The following is an 18,450-nucleotide window of genomic DNA, read 5'->3' as shown; positions in this document are numbered from 1 at the left end:
CAATGAGTGCGCGTTTCGGTCGGCTCGCCTGGCTGTGGCTCAGTGTGCTGGTGATCGCCTTCGATCAGGCGACCAAACACTACTTTGAGGCCAACTTCAGCCTGTACCAGAAGGTCGACGTGATTCCGGGCTACTTCGCCTGGACGCTGGCCTACAACACGGGGGCGGCGTTCAGCTTCCTTGCCGATCATGGCGGCTGGCAGCGGTGGCTGTTTGCGGTGATCGCAGTTGGCGTCAGTGTCGTGCTGGTGGTCTGGCTGAAGCGGCTGAAAGCAAACGAAACCTGGCTGGCAGTAGCGTTGGCGCTGGTGTTGGGCGGCGCGCTGGGCAATCTCTATGATCGCGTGGTGTTAGGCCATGTAGTCGATTTCATTCTGGTGCATTGGCAGAACCGCTGGTATTTCCCCGCGTTCAATATCGCTGATAGCGCCATCACCGTCGGTGCCGTCATGCTGGCGCTGGACATGTTCAAGGGCAACAAGACCGGAGAAGCTGCAAATGACTGAACAGCGCATTGGGCCGGACAAGGAAGTCACCCTGCATTTCGCGCTTGGCCTGGAAACGGGCGAGCTGGTCGACAGCACGTTCGATAAGAAGCCAGCAACCTTCAAGGTAGGTGATGGCAACCTGCTGCCAGGCTTTGAGCAGCAGCTCTACGGGCTGAAGGCCGGTGACAAGCGCACCCTGCAGATTGCTCCGGAGCAGGGCTTCGGCCAGGTCAACCCGCAGAACGTGCAGATCATGCCGCGCAGCCAGTTCGCCGGGATGGAGCTTTCCGAAGGGTTGATGGTCAGCTTTCAGGATGCGGCGCGCACTGAGCTGCCGGGCGTGGTGAAGGCGTTCGACGAGAGTCAGGTCACCGTAGACTTCAATCATCCATTGGCTGGCAAGATCCTGACCTTCGAGGTCGAGATCATCGACGTTAAACCGGTGTAACCGGAGCTGGCCAGCCGGGAGGATTGCTTCCCTCCCGCTGGCCGATACAGGGCGTCAGAGAACGCCTGTGCCGTATCGCGTTACACTCACCCGTCATCAAGCCTTCGCGTGCCGAGACTTACCATGCAAATCAAACTCGCCAACCCTCGCGGCTTCTGCGCGGGTGTGGATCGCGCCATCGAAATCGTCAACCGGGCCCTGGAAGTTTTCGGGCCGCCGATCTATGTGCGGCATGAAGTGGTGCACAACAAGTTCGTGGTCGAAGACCTGCGTGCGCGTGGGGCGATCTTCGTCGAAGAGCTGGACCAGGTGCCGGACGACGTCATTGTCATCTTCAGTGCCCATGGCGTCTCCCAGGCTGTGCGGCTGGAGGCGGAGAAGCGTGGTTTGAAGGTTTTCGACGCCACCTGTCCGCTGGTGACCAAGGTGCATCTGGAAGTCGCCAAGTACAGTCGTGATGGGCGTGAGTGCATCTTGATCGGTCATCAGGGCCACCCGGAAGTCGAAGGCACTATGGGCCAGTACGATGCGCGCAACGGTGGCGCGATCTACTTGGTTGAAGACGAGGAAGACGTCGCCCAGCTGCAAGTGCGCGACCCCGAGGCGCTGGCCTTTGTCACCCAGACAACGCTCTCCATGGATGACACCAGCCGTGTCATCGACGCGCTGCGCAGCAAGTTCCCGAGCATCGGTGGTCCACGCAAGGACGACATCTGCTACGCCACCCAAAACCGTCAGGATGCGGTCAAGCAACTCGCTGACGAATGTGATGTGGTGCTGGTCGTAGGCAGCCCGAACAGTTCCAACTCCAACCGCCTGCGCGAACTGGCAGAGCGTATGAGCACACCGGCTTATCTCATCGACGGCGCCGAAGACCTTAAGCGCGAATGGTTCGAGAACATCGAGCGTATCGGTATCACCGCCGGTGCATCAGCCCCTGAAGTGCTGGTGCGTGGAGTGATCGAGCGGCTCAAGGAGTGGGGCGCCAGCGGCATGGATGAGCTGGAGGGCCGCCCAGAGAACGTGACGTTCTCGATGCCGAAGGAGTTGCGGTTAAAGGCTGTCTGACAGCCTCGTAAATAAAAACGCCCGGCGATGCCGGGCGTTTTCGTTTCAGCCGCTTAGCGTTTCCAGCATTCGGCCAGGGTCATGCCTGTTTTCTGCCCTTTGGCGCCCGTGTTGGCCAGCGTCAGGGTTCCACATTTGTCGTTGGTCATGCTGCCCGTCGGTACGGCTTGCAGCACGTAAGCAGTGGCGGACGTGCTGGCCTCGACAAGCTCGATGTCGTAAGTCTTGGTTCCGCCGTCCCGTGGAGCTTGGCTAAATGGCAGGTCGGGCTCGTCGCCATCCCCGTCGACATAGCGGCCGTTGGCTGTGTAGTAACGCTCCATGAAATGCGCCAACTCCATGAGCGCCGTCTCAGCGTCCGCACGCTTGGCATTGCGCACATACTCCTGATAGCTCGGATAGGCGACTGCAGCGATGATGCCGATGATCGCGACGACGATCATCAGCTCAATCAGCGTGAAACCAAAGCTCGCCTGACGGTTGGATTTGTAAAGTTTCAAAGGTTGCTCCTCACTTCATGCCACGACAAGCGGTTGGAATCGCTGTTATCTCCCATGACCTCGATGCAAACCGGGGTCACACCATCCGAGTCGGTGCTGGATGCCGAACTGGCATAACACAGATAACGTTTCCCTTTCTTCTGGTCGTTCAGGCCGATAGTGCCCTTTACCGCGCCCTCATCGGGGTCCGCTACGCCGCTAACTGGAACCTTTGTGCCGTCATCAAGCTTGATGTAATCACTTTCATCGATTTTTCCATCACCGTTGTAGTCGAAGTACGAGTAGACGAGGCGGCTGCCGGTTGCCAGATCCAGGCTCATGATCCAGCTCGTTCCGCCGGGGAGGCAGGGATCTGCCGCTGGTATCAGGGTGCTGAATGTTACTCGGTTGCCGCCTAGCTGAGCTTGGGAGATGACTCGCTCTCCCTTGGGACCTGGTCCTTTTCTGGACTTCTTCCACTGCAAGTCCAGATACCAGCCGAGATGGCGGTCCTCAAGCGTGTTCTGGCTGACTGCACGGCCGTTAAGCTCTGTACCGGTAACTTCCTTGAGGATTTCCTGCTCGAGCAGGTTGCCGCGGCCGTCAATTGATGTGCCGCTATCGATGATGCCGTAGAACGATTGGACCTGAGGAGATTCAGGTATTTCGTTATCGGTTGTCTGGTAGAAGCTACCGGTGCCGAATACCAGCATGATCTTTCGGTCCTTGGTATAGGCCGCATCCAGCGGAGCCGTAATCGGCTGGCGAGCCCCGCTGCTATCTTTCGCGATGAACAGTGGGGTGATGCTGCCTCCGGCTTTCAAGCTGGATGGGGCGTCCCAGTTGCCGGTGCTCGTGCTGTTCGTGTCCAGCCGCCAGACATTGCCGTTGGTATCGGCAACGTAGATTCGATCAGCGACGCGGTCATTGTCGAGGTCTACGACCAGAGGCGATCCCAGGTCTCCGCTGTTAGGCAGCTCGAAGCGCTTCAGAACGCTGCCGTCGGCTGCATCGAGCAGCCATACATAGCCACTGGTCGTGCTGGTGGGGCGGTCATAGCCGCTCGTGACAACCACGCCGAATTTGCCGTTGTAAAGCGGAACCAAGCTTGGGCGTCCAAGGCTATAGCCCATTTCCGGATGAGTGAACTCCCAGAGCACGCTGCTGCTCGACATGCTCTCTGGATTGGAAATGTCGAGCGCGAAGATGCTTCGGCCCCCCGCGCCAGACGATCCTATGACCAGGGTCTTCCACGCATTGCCGACCCAGGCGTCACCGATGCGCGGAGTGCCGTCGACATAGTAGCGGTGCGAATAAGTAGGGTCGGTAAGCTCGTAGAGTTCATCGATCAGGTCGTTCGGCACGTAGGCAAACAGCTCCTTGCCCCCGTTTGTGCCCAAACTGGCATTAAATCCATGCAACATCCCGTCGTTAGCGCCCACCACGACCAGTGGGGGGCGATTTTGGTAGCTACTGGAGGCGCGGAAAGTGGTATAGGCGCTTTTAGCTGCGGCGGTGAAACCAGCGGTTTCCGGCAGTTGCGAATAACCGAAGTTCTGCTTGTGGATGTACTGTGGGTCCGAGTTTGCGATATCGCCAAGACGACTGCCACGCTGACGGAACGGGTTGTTCGGTGCGGCGTCGGTGCGCTCCATGGTGCGGACGCCGCGAATGAAGGCAAGCCGATTTTGACCAACCTCTTCAGTGGTCAACGTTCCTCCAACTGTCGTTCTCAAGGCGTCTTGCTGGGCAGAACTCAGTTGGTCCCAGGAAAAGGTGCGACCCGTGGTGGAAATCAGCGCGCCCGATGTTGTATCGATCGTTGGTGGTAGGGATGTAAGGATGCTGCGATCCGACATCTCCTCATCAGTCAGTGCGTCGAGCTTCTCTGCTGCCTTCCAGGTTGGAGTCTCGCTGACCTTGCCGTTGCTGGCCACAGCCTTGGCCAACAGATCTCCGCTCCAATCCGCACTGTCGAGCATTGACTGAAAGACGACAGTGTCTGTTTCGAGTTTGGTGGAGTTGGTGGAAAGAGCTGCGGTGGTGCTACTCACGTCTTTGGCGATTTTGGCAAAAGCTGCTTTCAGGCTTTCCACCATGCGGGTTGCATCGCTCGCGACATAGAAGTTGTCGGGGCGCTTGTCGTTTGTGGGGTCGAGTGTTTCACCATTGGTCCACCACCAGGCTTGGTCAATGGTGTCCCCGAACTCGTAATCATCGGGGACCTGAAAACCGCCGTACTTTGCGGCGAGCCAGTATTGGTTTCTCGCTTTTTCCAAAAGCTTTTCGTCTTCCCTCACGTCGACCCAATGGGTGGATATCGTCTGCTTTCCTGCGCGATCTTCACGCAAGTCAGCGGTGTTGGCGTAATACGCTAGACCAGCGATATGTGCTGAGTTGCCTCGGCCAGTGAATTCGCTAGATGCATTCTTATTGATGCCTTCTAAATCAAAAACCTTTTGAGTGAGCTCTTGTACGTTTAGCGGATCGCCTGTTACCGGTAGATCCCGGTCTTCATGGCTGTTAACGTCTCCAATTCCAAGAATTACGTTTTTTTGGCAGGAATATTGGATTGGGTCTGTCCAGTTGGTGATTACTGGGAACTTGTCTCGTTGTGCCTCGTCAGTAATTTTTGAATACGCCGCAACGTCACCAAGGTTGCGAAAATAGCGAAGCGCGGCATAGTAGAGCTCGCTTACAGGGTCGTTGGACTTGTGTCGATTGGTGAGTTCACCAAATTTGTTTATATAGTTGATTACTCCGCTATTTCCTACGCTGTCATTTCTGGGGTTTACATAGAAAATTCCTGTCTCATCGGACCACTCTTTGAGCTCGTTCGGTAACTCATTTGGTGTTCCCGGCTCTCGTTTTGTCTGACCTACGTAGCCCTGTGGGGCTCGCATTACACCGCCGTTACGTGTGTTGCCATTCTCATTGAGATAACTAAATACACTGTAGCGAATGTCCTTTGAGTATTGCTGAATCAAGCCTTCCGGTTTCCAAAGGTTTTCTCCGTATTTAGTGCAATTGCTTTCTAGGAGCCCTTTTTTACAAACTTCTACTCTTACGGTAAAGTGCTTGGTTACCGTCTTGTTATCGCTGCCACTGTATGTGAAGCGTACTGTTTTGTTTTTCTGAAAGTCATTGCTGCCGCTGGTAACGGAGCTGGTGAGCGTAACGCTGCCAAATGGTGTTGTTTTATTGGCATTTGTTGCATCAATCGTGCGGTTTCCGAAGTAATTGCTGCTATTCCCTCGAGTGGCCTTCTCGAGAATAGTCATTGAGGTTGTGTCAACCACACGGTAGCCGCCTGTCAGCGCTTTGCGAAATGGATCAATTGTCTGGGTGGTCGCCCAATTCAGATAGTTTCCACTCCATTTTGCGTTGCTGTTGCCGGAGCAGTCGCGCGCGCTGTTCATTTCTGATACAGGCGTGAAGTAACCACCGCCGTTCTCTTTAGAAATGGTGCCAAAAAAAACGTGGTTAAACTCCTCTTCAATAAAGCTATAACACTTTCCAGAGTCAAAATAACCAGTGTAGGTAGAGGTGTTATTGTAGGCGCCAAGATTAGCCACGCTGATTACAGTCGGGTGTTCTACTGAGGGTACCAATGCAAGGTTACCCGGCACGTTGCCGCCGCCAAGCAGCAATGGTGTTTGTGATACATCCGCGGTTGCTTGGCTGACACCAAGTGTCCAGCACAGCGCGGTTACGGCCAGCAACAACGGGCGCCACGTAGTGGCGAAGCCGGTCCTGGGCATGTGGCGATGATTGAGCGGCATCATGTCACTCCTCTACGAAATACAGGGAACGAAGAGTTACCTTCGAGTCCGGGCTGGCACCGGTGCCGGTTGCCTCTATGCGCACCAGAACAAAATCGAGAATCAGCGACTCCCCGGCGGCGAGCGAGTCGCCTCCGGCGGTCGTCGGGTTGACCATGTTCTGCATGTCGAGCTGCCCCGGATGAGGCAGGCGGGTAATTGTGTAGGTCGGGGCCTTATAAACCTCGCCTTTGAAGTCAGTAAATGTCACCACCTTCGGAGGTGCGAAAGTATTTCCATTCATGTTATTAATTGGATACTTATTGTCATTAATAAGGTTGGCGTAATCCGTTTTGACTTCCTGTTCTGCAAACCGAAGCGCGGCCTCAGCCGCCTGAAATGCCAGGTTATGGTCACGCATGTTGCCTGCCATGCGTTCCTGAAGATTGGTGTCACGCATCGCTGCCGCTCCGAGGATGGTGAGCAACAACAGCATGATGAGTGCAACGAGCAGGACGGCCCCTCGTTGGCGTGAATGATTGAAAGATCGCTGTTTCATGGCAGACGATTCCGTATGGCCACAGTGGTGGTATAGACCTGTGCGACCCGGTTGTTCTTGATGGTGACCGTGCCGTCATCTTCATAAAGCGCGTATTCGTCGTCTCGCTCGATGTCAGCCGCGGCGGGATATACGAATTTCTGAGGCTCTTCCAGAACGTTGGTTTCGGGGCTGACTGCGATCACGGATATGCGCGCTGAAACAACTTTTCCCCAGTCGCCCTCACCGCTGGCTATGAGATTGTTTGTCCCGGCTTTCACGTACTCATCCGCCAGCCGGTCACCGTCCTTGTCAATGCCGTAGGTGATCTGCATTTCGATAATGCCTTCGACCAGCTCTTCGGTAGCAGGGCTTGGGCTGAGGACTCGACGATAAAGGGAAGGTGGACGGTCGTCATTATCCCGAATGAAGTAGGTATGGCTTCGTAATACATGTGCGGTGAATTTGGAATTATAGGCTTGGCTCATGCCTGCCTTTGTGTTTCCTGGGGTTTCATTGCCGCCACTTGTCTGAAAAGTGCTTGCATTATTATTGTTTGTGTTTTGGAAAATGTCGCAGCCTGTGGAATTTGCGACCAGAACAATCTGCCCGCTATATGCGCCAGTCTCCCCTTTGACATTCAAGTTTCCGGCTCCGGCGCTGTTTGTTCCGTTTGGTTCGAACTCCATGCCGTCGCCTGCATACTTGACAATAAATGAATCGGTGTCGGTGCGTGTAGTGTTGGAGTCAAAAAAAATTGGTTCCTCGTTGTCCCAGCCTTGAATTGCTGGTGTTGTGCTATATGCATTCTTTTCGTCTGCTGTAAGTCCGTTCTTGTTTGACGATAAATCCAACTGGTTAAAAGGCTCACTTAAACATTCGCCCTTGTAGCCTGCTTGGCGGATATCGAATTTCATGAACTCAGTTGCGAAGCGGCCCGCTTCCTGGACGCGGGCAACTGCCGTATTGGTTCGGTACATATCCTTGCTGGAAAGGAAAACCTGCAAAACACCGCCGAGCAAAATCAGGCTTATCAGCATGGCGACCATCAGCTCGATGAGCGACAAGCCCATCTGCCGGTTGAGGGAGAGTGATTTCATAGCTGCGTCCGATAGACAAAGGTTTCGCGGTCGTCGTCATCAGCTGCCTCGATGCGCCCGCGATTATCGTTCCACTCGATGGAGATCGTGAAAATTCGGCCGTTGCGCACGACACTTCCCTGAGCATCGGACGAAAGAAGGCACGAGAGGGAGTTCAGCCACTCAGCCACATCCTTCTTCGCAATCGATCCGCTAGGGGAAAGATCCGGGTCGCAGGCCTGGTTCTGCAGCGCAATGTCGTAAACGCCATTGAGCGCATCGGCGCGGTTGGCGCGCATGCGATCGATGATGTCGTACGCAAGCACCGTTGCCTGCGATCGATAGTAGGCGCTCTGGTTACTCTTCAACGCGGTCATCTGCATGCCCGCCAGACCGAGCAGGCCGATGGAAAGAACCAGCATGGCGACGAGCACCTCAATGAGTGTTGCACCGCGCTGGTCGGCAGAGGGTGATGGGGGGCGTCTCATGGGCACGTTCCTTTTGCGCTCGTCACTCGTCCTGTTGCGGTCAGCGCGATGCTGTATTGGGGCTTGCCGGTGCAGTTGGAAAAGGCAACGGTGAAGGTGGTGTCAGCAGCGTTGCTTGCTTTGGTGAGCAAGCCGCTAGGGCGGTAGGTGAGCGTCTCGTTGGGCCCTGTGACGGTGTCCTGGCCGCCGACAGCTTCCCAGACTCGCAGCAAGGCGCCGCCGTTTACCTTAACCAACCATCCGTTACCCCAGTCTGTGGAGTTCGCGCAGGTGTTGCCGTTGCGTCGGCAGATGTCGACGTTAACGCCACGCTTGACCGCTTCGGAGCGAGCGAACTGCAGCGCCGTGGTCAGGTCGTTGGCAATGGTCTGGGTTCGGTTGCTCTGGATGAGGTCTCGGAAAGACGGTGCTGCGATCGCGAGCAGGATCGCCAGGATCGACAACGTGATCAGGAGTTCTATGAGGGTGAAGCCTCGGGAGTACCGCATGGTTCTTCTCGATTGCAAGGTCATCAGATCATCCCGATTTGCCGTTTCGCTTCCCATGCCGCCCGGACGTCCGGTCGGTTTCGAAGACTGTGCGGCATGTTAGGAGCAAAGGTCTTCGGCGGTGGGTGCGGTAAGTCTCGTGCGCCCCGTGATGTTGATCACGATCTTTCTCAGGGCTACTTCCTGGCGGCACAGAATGAAGCTGCCATTGAGGCTGTGGGTGGTCCCGTCGGGTTTGAAGGTCATGTGCCGCTGCTGACGAAAGTTTCGCCATCTCCAGGAATGGTTCGGTGAAACACTGGTGACGCGTAATGGGACGTCGTCCGCTTCGTTGAATGCGCCATTGCCGTTGATATCGTCGAATATGAGAACCTGGCCGCTCCAATCTTTTAAGCCATCACAACCTGAAGCTCCGGCACAGATGCTGACTGGGCGCCGGCTTGTTATCGCCCGGCTGCGTGCGAAGTTGAGGTCAGCCAAGAGCTGGTTGACCTGAGTACGTTGTCTGACGGAGTCGAGGGTGGCAGTGAAGCTCGGTATCGCGATCGCCAGCACAATGGCGAGTACGACGAGGGTCAGAAGCAACTCAATAAGCGTGAAGCCTTGATTCTGGTTCGGCATAGTGCAGTTCCTTTGCAAGTATCATGTTTGCCGTCCTGGCGGTGACGCTTTGTTTCATTCAAGTAATGAAGCACGGCCTTTTTAGACCAGCGCTGCGGTCAGTCCAAGGATAAATGGCTGAAATTGTGAACCTGAGTGCCGGAGGCTGAGTGAAGCAACATGTGATTGTGGTGGGGGGAGGCGTTATCGGCCTGCTGACGGCTTACAAGCTGGCTGCTGCAGGCACGTCGGTGACGTTGGTAGAGGCGTCCGGAACAGGAACCGAAGCCTCCTGGGCCGGCGGCGGGATCGTTTCGCCGCTTTATCCGTGGCGCTACAGCCCGGCGGTCACGGCGCTGGCGCATTGGTCGCAGGATTTCTATCCGCAGCTTGGCGAGCGGCTTCTGGAAGAGACGGGGGTGGACCCCGAGGTGCATGTCACCGGCCTTTACTGGCTGGATCTGCATGACGAGGCGGAGGCGCTGAGTTGGGCTGAGCGTTATGGCCGGCCGCTGACGTCGGTGTCGATGGAGACCGTGCGCCAGGCAGTGCCTTCGCTGGGTGAGGGTTACGAGCGCGCCGTCTACATGGAGGGTGTCGCCAACATTCGCAATCCTCGTCTGTTGCGCGCCTTGCGCGAAGCGCTGCGGCAGCTGCCGAATGTGACTGTGATCGAACAGTGCCCGGTCGAGGGTTTCCTCCGCGATGGTTCGCGTATCGTGGGCGTGCAGACGGCGCAGGGCGAGATGCGAGCGGATCAGGTTGTAGTGGCTGCGGGCGCCTGGAGCGCACAGTTGCTGGCGACGCTGGGGCTGGAGATTCCGGTCAAGCCGATGAAGGGGCAGATGATTCTATTCAAGTGCGCCGAGGACTTCCTGCCGAGTATGGTGCTGGCTAAACGGCGCTATGCGATTCCGCGGCGCGACGGCCATATCCTGGTCGGCAGCACGCTGGAAGATGTCGGCTTCGACAAGACGCCGACCGAAGACGCGCTGGAAAGCCTGAGGGCAACAGCGATCGAGCTGTTGCCCGCGCTGGCCGATGCGCAAGTGGTCAAGCACTGGGCAGGCCTGCGACCCGGTTCGCCGGACGGCGTGCCTTATATAGGACAGGTGAGCGGTTTCGACGGGCTGTGGCTGAACTGCGGGCACTTCCGCAACGGGTTGGTGCTGGCACCGGCGTCCTGTCAGCTGCTGGTCGATCTGATGCTTGGGCAGGCGCCGATCGTGGACCCATCGCCCTATGCACCGGCCGGGCGTATCGCCGCTCAGAAGAGCTGATCGGCCCTTCGCGGTACTACGGTTTCACGAGCAGTCCGGGTTTCATATCCGTCGCCCGGACTCTGTTCTGCTACCAACTCGCATTGCTGGTAAATTAGCCGGCACTTCGGCTCTGCCAGGCAGAGCCAGATTGGCGAGTGAGGTTTGTGTGGCGAAGAAAACCACTTCCCTGGCCGGCCTGAGCGGGCTGGTCTATTCCACCGATGCCGGTCGGCATTGTCCTGAGTGCAGCCAACCGCTGGGTAGTTGCATCTGCAAACAAAGCGTTCTGCCTGACGGCGACGGTATTGCGCGGGTGCGCCGCGAGAGCAAGGGCCGAGGCGGCAAGACGGTGACGACCATCAGTGGCGTTCCCTTGCCCGAGACCGACCTCAAGGAACTTGCCAGCGCGCTGAAACGTCGCTGCGGCACGGGTGGTGCGCTGAAGGATGGCGTCATCGAGATTCAGGGTGATCACGTTCAGCTGCTGATCGACGAGCTGAGCAAACGTGGCTTCAAGGCCAAGAAGTCCGGTGGCTGAGCACCGATGTGACACCTCCACCGATTTTCACCATTTTCCGCATATCGGCTGTCGAAGCCGCATAGCCTTCGCCGCGCGGTTCTGCTCGCTGCGAAACACTCAATTTCTTCCGGGAGGCCTTGATGCCTGTACGACGCACACGTAAAGACGACGGTAGCCAGTGGACCGCTGCCGACAGCCGCAGCATCTACGGTATCCGCCACTGGGGCGCTGGGTATTTCGCAATCAACGACCAGGGCAATGTCGAAGTGCGCCCTCAAGGGCCGAGCGGCGAGCCGATCGAGTTCAACGGCCTGATCGAGCAATTACGCGAGGCGGGGCTGTCGCTGCCGTTGCTGGTGCGTTTCCCCGGCATCCTGCAGGACCGCGTGCGGCGCCTGACCGGTGCCTTCGATGCCAACATCGAGCGCATGGAGTACGCCGGCAAGTACACCGCGTTGTACCCGATCAAGGTCAACCAGCAGGAAGCGGTGGTAGAGAACATCATCGCCACGCAGAACGTTTCCATCGGCCTGGAGGCCGGCTCCAAGCCGGAGCTGATGGCGGTGCTGGCACTGGCGCCGAAGGGCGGCACCATCGTCTGCAATGGCTACAAGGATCGCGAGTTCATCCGCCTGGCACTGATGGGCCAGAAGCTCGGCCACAAGGTATTCATTGTCATCGAGAAGGAGTCCGAGGTCGGGCTGGTGATCGAGGAGGCCAACGAGCTGAAGCTGACGCCGCAGGTCGGCCTGCGCGTGCGCCTGTCGTCGCTGGCATCGTCCAAGTGGGCTGACACTGGTGGTGAGCGGTCGAAGTTCGGCTTGTCTGCGGCGCAGTTGCTTTCGGTGATAGAGCGCTTTCGTGCGGCGGAAATGGATCAGGGCATCCGCTTGCTGCACTTCCACATGGGCTCGCAGATCGCCAATCTGGCCGACTACCGTCAGGGCTTCCGTGAGGCGATTCGTTACTACGCCGAGCTACGGGCGTTGAACCTGCCGGTGGATTACATCGATGTCGGCGGCGGTCTGGGGGTCGATTACGACGGTACCCACTCGCGCAATGCCAGCTCGATCAACTACGACATCGACGAATACGCCGGTACCGTGGTCGGCATGCTCAAGGAGTTCTGCGAGGCACAGGGCCTGCCGCACCCGAACATCTTCTCCGAAAGCGGGCGGGCGATGACCGCGCATCATGCGGTGCTGGTCATGCAGGTCACCGACGTCGAGCGGCACAACGATGAGCTGCCGGTGATCGACAACTACGACGAACTGCCGGAGATCGTGCAATCGCTGGCCGACCTGCTCGGACCGACCGACCCGGAAATGGTCACCGAGACCTACTGGCGCGCTACCCACTACATGAGCGAGTCCAGCGCGCAGTACGCCTCCGGCAAGCTGACGCTGGCGCAGAAGGCACTGGCCGAGCAGAGCTACTTCGCCATCTGTCGCCGCCTGTACAACCAGCTGAAGGCCCGCCAGCGCTCGCATCGGGCAGTGCTCGACGAGCTCAACGACAAGCTGGCGGACAAGTACATCTGCAATTTCTCGGTATTCCAGAGCCTTCCGGATACCTGGGCGATCGACCAGATCCTGCCGATCGTGCCGCTGCAGCGGCTGAGCGAGGAGCCGGTGCGGCGCGCTGTGCTGCAGGACCTGACCTGCGACTCGGATGGCAAGATCAAGCACTACGTCGACGAGCAGAGCATCGAAAGCAGCATGCCGGTGCACGAGGTCGCGCCTGGCGAGGAGTACTTCCTCGGAGTGTTCCTGGTCGGTGCCTATCAGGAGATTCTCGGCGACATGCACAACCTGTTCGGCGATACCGACTCGGTGAACGTCTATCAGCGTGAGGACGGCAGCTACTACCACGCGGGCATCGAGACCCACGACACCATCGAGGACATGCTGCGCTACGTGCACCTGTCGCCCGAGGAGCTGATGACCTACTACCGCGACAAGGTTGCCAGCGCCAAGCTGAGCGCCAAGGAGCGCACCCAGTACATCGACGCGTTGCGTCTGGGGCTGACGCGGTCGTCCTATCTGACGCCTTGAGCCGCGAGCCCGGCGTCAGCCGGGCATTACGCCAAAGCCTCGTGACATCAGCGACGCCAGCAAGGGGATCAGCAGGAGTAGCAGCAGCTCCAGGCGGATGGTCAGCTTGACCCACCTGGCGCTGCTGTCCGACATGATCGGTGCCTGGCCTGCGGACAAGGCCGGGCGCCAGCGCAGGAACGTCAGGGTCGGATAGATGGAGAGCACCGCGACCACCACGAACAGGCCGATCTTGGCGTGGAACAGGCTGTTCTTCAGGTAGTAGTCCAGGCCTTTGCCATAGAGGATGGCCCGGGCCGCTCCGCTGGCCAGTACCGCCGCCGCGGTGATACCGAAGGCGATGTCGATACGGAACAGGCTGCGCGCTCGCTCCAGCGTCAGCGGCTGACGGAACAGCTGGTGTTCCAGCAGCAGCAGGGCAAAGAGCAGGAATATCGCCAGAAAATGCAGGTAGGCGGCGATGGCGTAGGCCATGTTCAGTGTCCTTCGGAGTGTGTGGTGCTCGGCGCGCCCATGTTAAACCAGGCTCCGCGGCGCTGCAGGCGCTGAGCGAGCACGCCCAGGCAGACGCCGCGCATCAGCATGAAGCTCAGAAACGCCAGCCACAACCCGTGATTGCCAAGCCCTTGCAGCAGCCAGCCCAGTGGCAGCGTCAGGCCTACCGCTAGGAGCATGCTGTTGCGCATCTCCCGCGCGCGGGTTGCACCGATGAACAACCCGTCGAGCAGATAGCTCCAGACCGCAATCAGCGGCAACGCCGCCAGGTAGGGCAGGTAGATCAGCGCGGTCGCGCGGACCTTGGGAATGTCGGTCTGCAGCTGGATAAATAGGTGGCCGCCAAGCAGGAAGAACAGGCCGAAGGCGACGCTGGCCAGCAACGACCAGCCCCCGGCGACCACCATCACTCGCTGCAGTGCGTCGCGGTTGCGGGCACCGATGGCATGCCCGGCCAAGGCTTCCACGGCATGAGCCAATCCATCGAGGGCGTGCGCGGTCAGCAGCAGGCCGTTGAGCAGCAGCGCGTTGGCGGCGACCGTCGCATCGCCTAGCCGCGTGCCCTGTATCGTCACCAGGAAAAACACCAGTTGCAGCGCCAGGGAGCGCAGGAAGATGTCGCGGTTGACCGCCATCAGCGGCCGCCAGCTCAACCAGCGGCGCAGCGCGCGGGTATCGATTCGACCGGGATAGCGGGCCAGCGCGTTGCGGGTGAGCGCCAGGCCGAGCAGCGCGCCGCTCCATTCGGCGATCACCGAGGCGCGTGCGGCGCCGGCCACGCCCCAGTCGAGGCCGAGTACGAACCACAGGTCCAGCGCCACGTTGATCAGATTGGTGGTCAGCAGGATGGCCAGTGGCGCGCGCGCATTCTGCGTGCCGAGGAACCAGCCGATCAGTGCATAGCTGGCCAGCGCCGCGGGCAGGCCGAACAGCCGCGTGTGGAAATAGTCACGGGTGAGTTCGTCCAGTTCGGCCGAGGGCTGCATGAGTTGCAGGGCTATGCCCTTCAGTGGGACGCCTATTACACCTAGCAATAGCGCGAAGCCCAGTGCCAGCAGCAACCCTTGCAGCAGTATCTGGCGCAAAGCAGCGCCGTCTTTGCGGCCGGCCGCCTGGGCGGCGAAGCCCGTCGTGCCCATGCGCAGAAAGCCCATCACCCACACCAGCAGCGTATACAGGCTACCGCCGACCGCCACTGCGCCCAGCTGATGCGCGTGCGGCAGATGGCCGATTACGCTGCTGTCCACCAGTGCGACCAGCGGAACGGAAAGGTTCGACAGGATCATCGGCGCCGCCAGCGCCCACACTTTGTTATGGGTCGGTGCGTGGCGCCAGGCGACGAGCAAGCTGGGCATTACGGGCCTCCGGGACGGCCCGGCACTATACGTGGCATGCAATGAAAGAGGGAAAGTCCGAGCTTTAGGCTGCGCGTCAGTGAATCAACCAGCTCAGCAGCCACAGCCCGAGGAACAGCCAGATCAGCCCGCCGATGATCGAGCCGCGAAAGAACGCGCGGACCGCCGCAACCAGCAACATCAGGCCGATCGCCAGTGCTACCAGGCTGATCAGCGAGCGGTCCATGCCCAGCGTACGCGACAACCCCTCGAGGAAATTGTGTCCGGCCCTGGCAAACAGGCCGAAGAAGTCGCCCAGCGCCTCGACGATGAAACGTATGACCGCGCCCAGCGCCTGTCCCAGCCATTCGAAGAATCCTTCTACCCGCATGTCTCACTCTCCTGAACGTTCGATTGCGGTGCCCAAGCACGGCTCTGGGCATTGGGCTCTCGAGTGCGCCCGAGAGTTCCGAACGGCCGCGCTGCGCTGGAACCACCAGGGCAGGAGGCGGTCGGAATGTCGCTGTGAGTCCTTAGCGCATCATGCGTTCCCGACCTTCATGCAACTGCAACAAGCGCCAGGCAGCCTGCCTACCATTCCCAGAACGAGAAGACCAACGATGCTGGCCATTGCCAGAGCGCGCCTGGAACGAATCAAGACACTGCGCCCGGCCTGGGCCTATGGCTGCGTCTTTTTCGGCCTGCTCTACGTTGTTACCGCCACTCATCTGGACGAGCGGCTGTTCTATACGCTGAAAACCACCTGGCATGAAAGCAGCTGGGAAAGGCACAGCCTCTGGCTACCCGAATACCGGGTGAAGATCGACGCGCTGCCGGTGGCCACGGTGGAAGACAATCTTTCCGGGTTGACCTATGACGAACGCCGCGATCATCTCTGGGGCGTCGTCAATAACCCCGAAGAGCTGCTGGCGCTGGACAAGGATGGCGGCTTCCTCGCGCGCTACCCGCTGCGCGGGTTCCAGGACGTAGAGGGCGTGACCTATCTGGGTGATGACCTGCTGGTGTTGACCGAGGAGCGTAAGCAGTCGCTGGTGATCGTGCAGGTTCCCAGGATTGCCGGTCCGCTGCAGCGTACCGATGCCCGCTCCATTACCCTGGCCCTAAACGACGCGGACAATACCGGTTTCGAGGGCGTCGGGTACGACCGCGCCGGTGATCGCCTGTTCGTGGTCAAGGAGCATTCACCGCGCAAGCTCTACGAGATCCAGGGCATCAAGCGCAGTCTGGCAGGTGGCATGGACATCAAGATCATCGACCGTGAGGCCTGGATCGAGAAGCTGGACATGGCCAGTGATCTGTCCTCGGTGCACTTCGAGGAGCGTACCGGCCATCTGGTGCTGCTCAGCGACGAGGCGAAGATGATGCTGGAACTCGACGCCGAGGGCGAGCTGGTCAGCTTCCGCTCGCTCTGGAGCGGGTTTGCCGGACTCGAGCGCAGCGTGCCGCAGGCCGAAGGGATGACCTTCGATGCACAGGGCAATCTATACCTGGTCAGCGAGCCCAACCTGTTCTACGCCTTCGAGCACGAGTGACGCCCGCCGCGCACCTGCTAGCCGCGCTGGATCAGCCAGACGCCGGCGAAGATCAGCAGCAGACCGGAGACCTTGCCGAAGCTGATGCTGGACTGGCGAAAGCCGGCCCAGCCGAAGTGATCCAGCAGCAAGGCGACGAACAGCTGGCCGGCCAGCAATAGCGCCATGAACAGCAACGCTCCCGTGCGCGGTGCGGCGAAGGCGGCCGTGGCGATGAAAAAGGCCCCCAGCAGCCCACCACACCAGTGCGACCAGTGCAGGCCCTTCAGCGTCTGCAACGCCGGGATATCGCGCTGGACTGCCACGATGACGAACAGTGCCAGCGTGCCCACGGTGAACGAAAGCAGTGCCGCGCCCATCACGTTGCCGAGGTGACGCGCGACCTGGCCGTTGATTCCGGCCTGCAGGGGCAGCATCGCGCCGGCAATGAACGGAAGGGTGAGTAACCACCAGGCAACGGCAGGCATTTCGGATCTCCGGAATCAGGGCGCGACAGTATGGCGAGCCGGGATACGACTCGCCATAGCGGGACAGCGGTTCGCTGTGCTTGGCTCAGTGCGGCGGGTATTGCGACAGCACCCGTGTCACCAGCTCGCGCATGCTACCGGCGCGTTGCTCGGGGGTGCCCTGGCGGTTGCTCAGGGTCTGCTCGGCGCTGCCGCGCCAGACCAGTTTGCCGTCAGCGGCGTCATACAGGTCGATCTGCAACGTGCCGACCTGATAGTCGATGGTGCGGGTGTCGGTGAACATCGGCCCACCCCAGTAGCCGTACCAGGGATTGCCCCAGGCGCCGGAGGTGGTCGTGTACTGCTGGGTGCGCTGGTCGACGATGTACCAGGCCTGCACCTTGAGGTCCGCCGCTTTGCCGGCCGTCGCGGGACGCATTCCCTGCTGATCGAGCTGTTCGGCGATCGCCGCGCGAATGCGTTGTTCGGTGAGGTCGCTTTTGATTCTTGGATCATCAGGTCGATACTGCAACGCCGGTTCCTGCCAGCCCCAGGCCCGATAGGCCGAGAAATCCCGCGTCGGATCAAAATCGCGCTGCACCTGCGGGCCCTGGCAGGCGGCGAGCGCGAAGAGCAGAGGTATAAGCAACAGGCAGCGCAACATGATCGTTCTCCGGGGGTGGAATCTGTTCAGTCTAGGCCTCGGCGCGGTGCTGAGTCTGCATCGCTGTCACGCTCAGCGCGGCGGGTAGTCCGCCAGCGCCCGCTGCACCGCCTCGCGCAGCGCATCCTGCTGCTTGGCGCGGCTACCGCCGCTACGTGCTTCGGCGCGATTGCTCCAGATCGATTGGCCGGAAGCCGCGTCGAACATCTCGATACGCACCGAGAGCACCTCTTCCTCGTAGTTACGCACGATGGGTACGCTCGTCCCCACGCCATAACCTGAGCCGTACCCGTAGCCACCACCGTAGCGGTCTACGCCGACATGCGGGCCGTAATCATCGTAAGTCTGCCGAATGCGGGTCTCCTTGCTGGCGCGGGCGCTGATCAACAGCTCGCCCTTGCGCTCGGCCTGCGCAGGGCGCAAGCCGAGTTGATCGAGCGCGCCGGCGACCATTTCCTGCAGCTCCTCACCGGTGATCGACGCGGTGCCGGCCGGTGGGGCTTGCCAGCTCCAGTTCTGGTAGCTGGAGAAGTCCCGTGGTGCCGCCGGATAGACCGGTGACTGGATCTGCTCGATAGGTGGCGCCGGAGGAATCGGCGCGGATTCGTCGGTATAGGGGTTCTGGCTCTGGCAGGCTGCAAGGCCCAGGCAGAGCACCGGCAGCATGGCGCGGATCGACATCGGT

At 59.6% G+C, this 18,450-nt stretch carries 20 protein-coding genes; 7 read left to right on the top strand and 13 right to left on the bottom strand.

Annotated elements, in window-relative coordinates:
* The first annotated feature begins 2 nt into the window (after positions 1 to 2).
* The 3 genes from lspA (at position 3) to ispH (ending at position 2,004) form a co-directional block, all read left to right on the top strand.
* The gene (gene lspA / locus BM275_RS03580; RefSeq protein ID WP_090519318.1) at positions 3 to 506 is read left to right on the top strand and encodes a signal peptidase II; all 504 of its coding nucleotides are present in this window, start codon (positions 3 to 5) and stop codon (positions 504 to 506) included.
* The gene (locus BM275_RS03575; RefSeq protein ID WP_014821443.1) at positions 499 to 936 is read left to right on the top strand and encodes an FKBP-type peptidyl-prolyl cis-trans isomerase; all 438 of its coding nucleotides are present in this window, start codon (positions 499 to 501) and stop codon (positions 934 to 936) included. The genes lspA and BM275_RS03575 overlap by 8 nt, the downstream gene beginning before the upstream one ends.
* Before the next feature lie 123 nt (positions 937 to 1,059).
* The gene (ispH, locus tag BM275_RS03570; RefSeq protein ID WP_041014880.1) at positions 1,060 to 2,004 is read left to right on the top strand and encodes a 4-hydroxy-3-methylbut-2-enyl diphosphate reductase; all 945 of its coding nucleotides are present in this window, start codon (positions 1,060 to 1,062) and stop codon (positions 2,002 to 2,004) included.
* Positions 2,005 to 2,057: 53 nt separating this feature from the next.
* Here the strand turns inward: ispH and BM275_RS03565 are convergent, their stop codons facing one another.
* The 7 genes from BM275_RS03565 to BM275_RS03535 form a co-directional block, all read right to left on the bottom strand.
* A complete protein-coding gene (locus BM275_RS03565) occupies positions 2,058 to 2,504 on the bottom strand; it encodes a type IV pilin protein (protein WP_090519317.1) in 447 nt (148 codons plus the stop codon).
* Entirely contained in the window at positions 2,501 to 6,268 is a 3,768-nt protein-coding gene (locus BM275_RS22385; RefSeq protein ID WP_244153839.1) for a pilus assembly protein, read from the bottom strand. The genes BM275_RS03565 and BM275_RS22385 overlap by 4 nt, the downstream gene beginning before the upstream one ends.
* Position 6,269: 1 nt before the next feature.
* The gene (locus BM275_RS03555; RefSeq protein ID WP_090519314.1) at positions 6,270 to 6,803 is read right to left on the bottom strand and encodes a pilus assembly PilX family protein; all 534 of its coding nucleotides are present in this window, start codon (positions 6,801 to 6,803) and stop codon (positions 6,270 to 6,272) included.
* Positions 6,800 to 7,882: a PilW family protein gene (locus tag BM275_RS03550; RefSeq protein ID WP_041014877.1), complete on the bottom strand. Its 1,083-nt coding sequence runs from the start codon at positions 7,880 to 7,882 to the stop codon at positions 6,800 to 6,802. The genes BM275_RS03555 and BM275_RS03550 overlap by 4 nt, the downstream gene beginning before the upstream one ends.
* A complete protein-coding gene (gene pilV, locus BM275_RS03545) occupies positions 7,879 to 8,349 on the bottom strand; it encodes a type IV pilus modification protein PilV (protein ID WP_090519312.1) in 471 nt (156 codons plus the stop codon). Before pilV ends, BM275_RS03550 begins: the two co-directional genes overlap by 4 nt.
* A complete protein-coding gene (locus BM275_RS03540; protein WP_226930303.1) occupies positions 8,346 to 8,861 on the bottom strand; it encodes a GspH/FimT family pseudopilin in 516 nt (171 codons plus the stop codon). Before BM275_RS03540 ends, pilV begins: the two co-directional genes overlap by 4 nt.
* A 75-nt stretch (positions 8,862 to 8,936) precedes the next feature.
* Positions 8,937 to 9,458, bottom strand: coding sequence for a GspH/FimT family pseudopilin (locus BM275_RS03535; RefSeq protein ID WP_046617882.1), 522 nt, complete (start codon positions 9,456 to 9,458; stop codon positions 8,937 to 8,939).
* 149 nt (positions 9,459 to 9,607) lie between these two features.
* On the opposite strand from BM275_RS03535, the gene thiO reads away from it, so the two are divergent.
* The 3 genes from thiO (at position 9,608) to speA (ending at position 13,273) form a co-directional block, all read left to right on the top strand.
* Complete coding sequence (thiO, locus tag BM275_RS03530) at positions 9,608 to 10,717, top strand: glycine oxidase ThiO (protein ID WP_090519310.1); 1,110 nt, start codon at positions 9,608 to 9,610, stop codon at positions 10,715 to 10,717.
* Positions 10,718 to 10,865: 148 nt separating this feature from the next.
* Complete coding sequence (locus BM275_RS03525) at positions 10,866 to 11,237, top strand: translation initiation factor Sui1 (protein WP_090519308.1); 372 nt, start codon at positions 10,866 to 10,868, stop codon at positions 11,235 to 11,237.
* 122 nt (positions 11,238 to 11,359) lie between these two features.
* Positions 11,360 to 13,273 carry an arginine decarboxylase gene (speA, locus tag BM275_RS03520; RefSeq protein WP_014821432.1) on the top strand — a complete coding sequence of 638 codons (1,914 nt, stop codon included), beginning with the start codon at positions 11,360 to 11,362 and terminating at the stop codon, positions 13,271 to 13,273.
* A gap of 15 nt (positions 13,274 to 13,288) precedes the next feature.
* Here the strand turns inward: speA and BM275_RS03515 are convergent, their stop codons facing one another.
* The 3 genes from BM275_RS03515 to BM275_RS03505 all read right to left on the bottom strand — a co-directional run bounded on the left by BM275_RS03515 (position 13,289) and on the right by BM275_RS03505 (position 15,493).
* Positions 13,289 to 13,747 (bottom strand): DUF2214 family protein, encoded by a 459-nt coding sequence (locus tag BM275_RS03515; protein ID WP_049339027.1) that lies wholly within the window; start codon positions 13,745 to 13,747, stop codon positions 13,289 to 13,291.
* A gap of 2 nt (positions 13,748 to 13,749) precedes the next feature.
* Complete coding sequence (locus BM275_RS03510; RefSeq protein ID WP_090519306.1) at positions 13,750 to 15,123, bottom strand: MATE family efflux transporter; 1,374 nt, start codon at positions 15,121 to 15,123, stop codon at positions 13,750 to 13,752.
* A 76-nt stretch (positions 15,124 to 15,199) separates the two neighbouring features.
* Positions 15,200 to 15,493 (bottom strand): hypothetical protein, encoded by a 294-nt coding sequence (locus BM275_RS03505; protein ID WP_014821429.1) that lies wholly within the window; start codon positions 15,491 to 15,493, stop codon positions 15,200 to 15,202.
* A 229-nt stretch (positions 15,494 to 15,722) separates the two neighbouring features.
* On the opposite strand from BM275_RS03505, the gene BM275_RS03500 reads away from it, so the two are divergent.
* Positions 15,723 to 16,655: an SdiA-regulated domain-containing protein gene (locus BM275_RS03500; protein ID WP_090519305.1), complete on the top strand. Its 933-nt coding sequence runs from the start codon at positions 15,723 to 15,725 to the stop codon at positions 16,653 to 16,655.
* A gap of 17 nt (positions 16,656 to 16,672) precedes the next feature.
* On the opposite strand, the gene BM275_RS03495 is transcribed toward BM275_RS03500, so the two are convergent.
* The 3 genes from BM275_RS03495 to BM275_RS03485 all read right to left on the bottom strand — a co-directional run bounded on the left by BM275_RS03495 (position 16,673) and on the right by BM275_RS03485 (position 18,446).
* Positions 16,673 to 17,122 (bottom strand): DMT family transporter, encoded by a 450-nt coding sequence (locus BM275_RS03495; protein ID WP_090519303.1) that lies wholly within the window; start codon positions 17,120 to 17,122, stop codon positions 16,673 to 16,675.
* A gap of 85 nt (positions 17,123 to 17,207) precedes the next feature.
* The gene (locus BM275_RS03490) at positions 17,208 to 17,765 is read right to left on the bottom strand and encodes a DUF4136 domain-containing protein (RefSeq protein WP_090519301.1); all 558 of its coding nucleotides are present in this window, start codon (positions 17,763 to 17,765) and stop codon (positions 17,208 to 17,210) included.
* 72 nt (positions 17,766 to 17,837) lie between these two features.
* Positions 17,838 to 18,446, bottom strand: coding sequence for a DUF4136 domain-containing protein (locus tag BM275_RS03485; RefSeq protein WP_090519299.1), 609 nt, complete (start codon positions 18,444 to 18,446; stop codon positions 17,838 to 17,840).
* Positions 18,447 to 18,450 lie beyond the last annotated feature (4 nt).

The sequence above is a fragment of the Stutzerimonas kunmingensis genome, from assembly GCF_900114065.1.
GTDB classification, from domain to species: domain Bacteria; phylum Pseudomonadota; class Gammaproteobacteria; order Pseudomonadales; family Pseudomonadaceae; genus Stutzerimonas; species Stutzerimonas kunmingensis.
Note: the sequence above shows the minus strand (reverse complement) of the source record. Positions and strands in the feature narration are given on the sequence as shown.

What these genes read in the sequence shown, in the direction of transcription:
- lspA (WP_090519318.1), top strand. Translation starts at nt 3, where the DNA reads ATGAGTGCGCGTTTCGGTCGGCTCGCCTGGCTGTGGCTCAGTGTGCTG.
- BM275_RS03575 (WP_014821443.1), top strand. Translation starts at nt 499, where the DNA reads ATGACTGAACAGCGCATTGGGCCGGACAAGGAAGTCACCCTGCATTTC.
- ispH (WP_041014880.1), top strand. Translation starts at nt 1,060, where the DNA reads ATGCAAATCAAACTCGCCAACCCTCGCGGCTTCTGCGCGGGTGTGGAT.
- BM275_RS22385 (WP_244153839.1), bottom strand. Translation starts at nt 6,268, where the DNA reads ATGATGCCGCTCAATCATCGCCACATGCCCAGGACCGGCTTCGCCACT.
- BM275_RS03555 (WP_090519314.1), bottom strand. Translation starts at nt 6,803, where the DNA reads ATGAAACAGCGATCTTTCAATCATTCACGCCAACGAGGGGCCGTCCTG.
- BM275_RS03550 (WP_041014877.1), bottom strand. Translation starts at nt 7,882, where the DNA reads ATGAAATCACTCTCCCTCAACCGGCAGATGGGCTTGTCGCTCATCGAG.
- pilV (WP_090519312.1), bottom strand. Translation starts at nt 8,349, where the DNA reads ATGAGACGCCCCCCATCACCCTCTGCCGACCAGCGCGGTGCAACACTC.
- BM275_RS03540 (WP_226930303.1), bottom strand. Translation starts at nt 8,861, where the DNA reads ATGACCTTGCAATCGAGAAGAACCATGCGGTACTCCCGAGGCTTCACC.
- BM275_RS03535 (WP_046617882.1), bottom strand. Translation starts at nt 9,458, where the DNA reads ATGCCGAACCAGAATCAAGGCTTCACGCTTATTGAGTTGCTTCTGACC.
- speA (WP_014821432.1), top strand. Translation starts at nt 11,360, where the DNA reads ATGCCTGTACGACGCACACGTAAAGACGACGGTAGCCAGTGGACCGCT.
- BM275_RS03515 (WP_049339027.1), bottom strand. Translation starts at nt 13,747, where the DNA reads ATGGCCTACGCCATCGCCGCCTACCTGCATTTTCTGGCGATATTCCTG.
- BM275_RS03510 (WP_090519306.1), bottom strand. Translation starts at nt 15,123, where the DNA reads ATGCCCAGCTTGCTCGTCGCCTGGCGCCACGCACCGACCCATAACAAA.
- BM275_RS03505 (WP_014821429.1), bottom strand. Translation starts at nt 15,493, where the DNA reads ATGCGGGTAGAAGGATTCTTCGAATGGCTGGGACAGGCGCTGGGCGCG.
- BM275_RS03500 (WP_090519305.1), top strand. Translation starts at nt 15,723, where the DNA reads ATGCTGGCCATTGCCAGAGCGCGCCTGGAACGAATCAAGACACTGCGC.
- BM275_RS03495 (WP_090519303.1), bottom strand. Translation starts at nt 17,122, where the DNA reads ATGCCTGCCGTTGCCTGGTGGTTACTCACCCTTCCGTTCATTGCCGGC.
- BM275_RS03490 (WP_090519301.1), bottom strand. Translation starts at nt 17,765, where the DNA reads ATGTTGCGCTGCCTGTTGCTTATACCTCTGCTCTTCGCGCTCGCCGCC.
- BM275_RS03485 (WP_090519299.1), bottom strand. Translation starts at nt 18,446, where the DNA reads ATGTCGATCCGCGCCATGCTGCCGGTGCTCTGCCTGGGCCTTGCAGCC.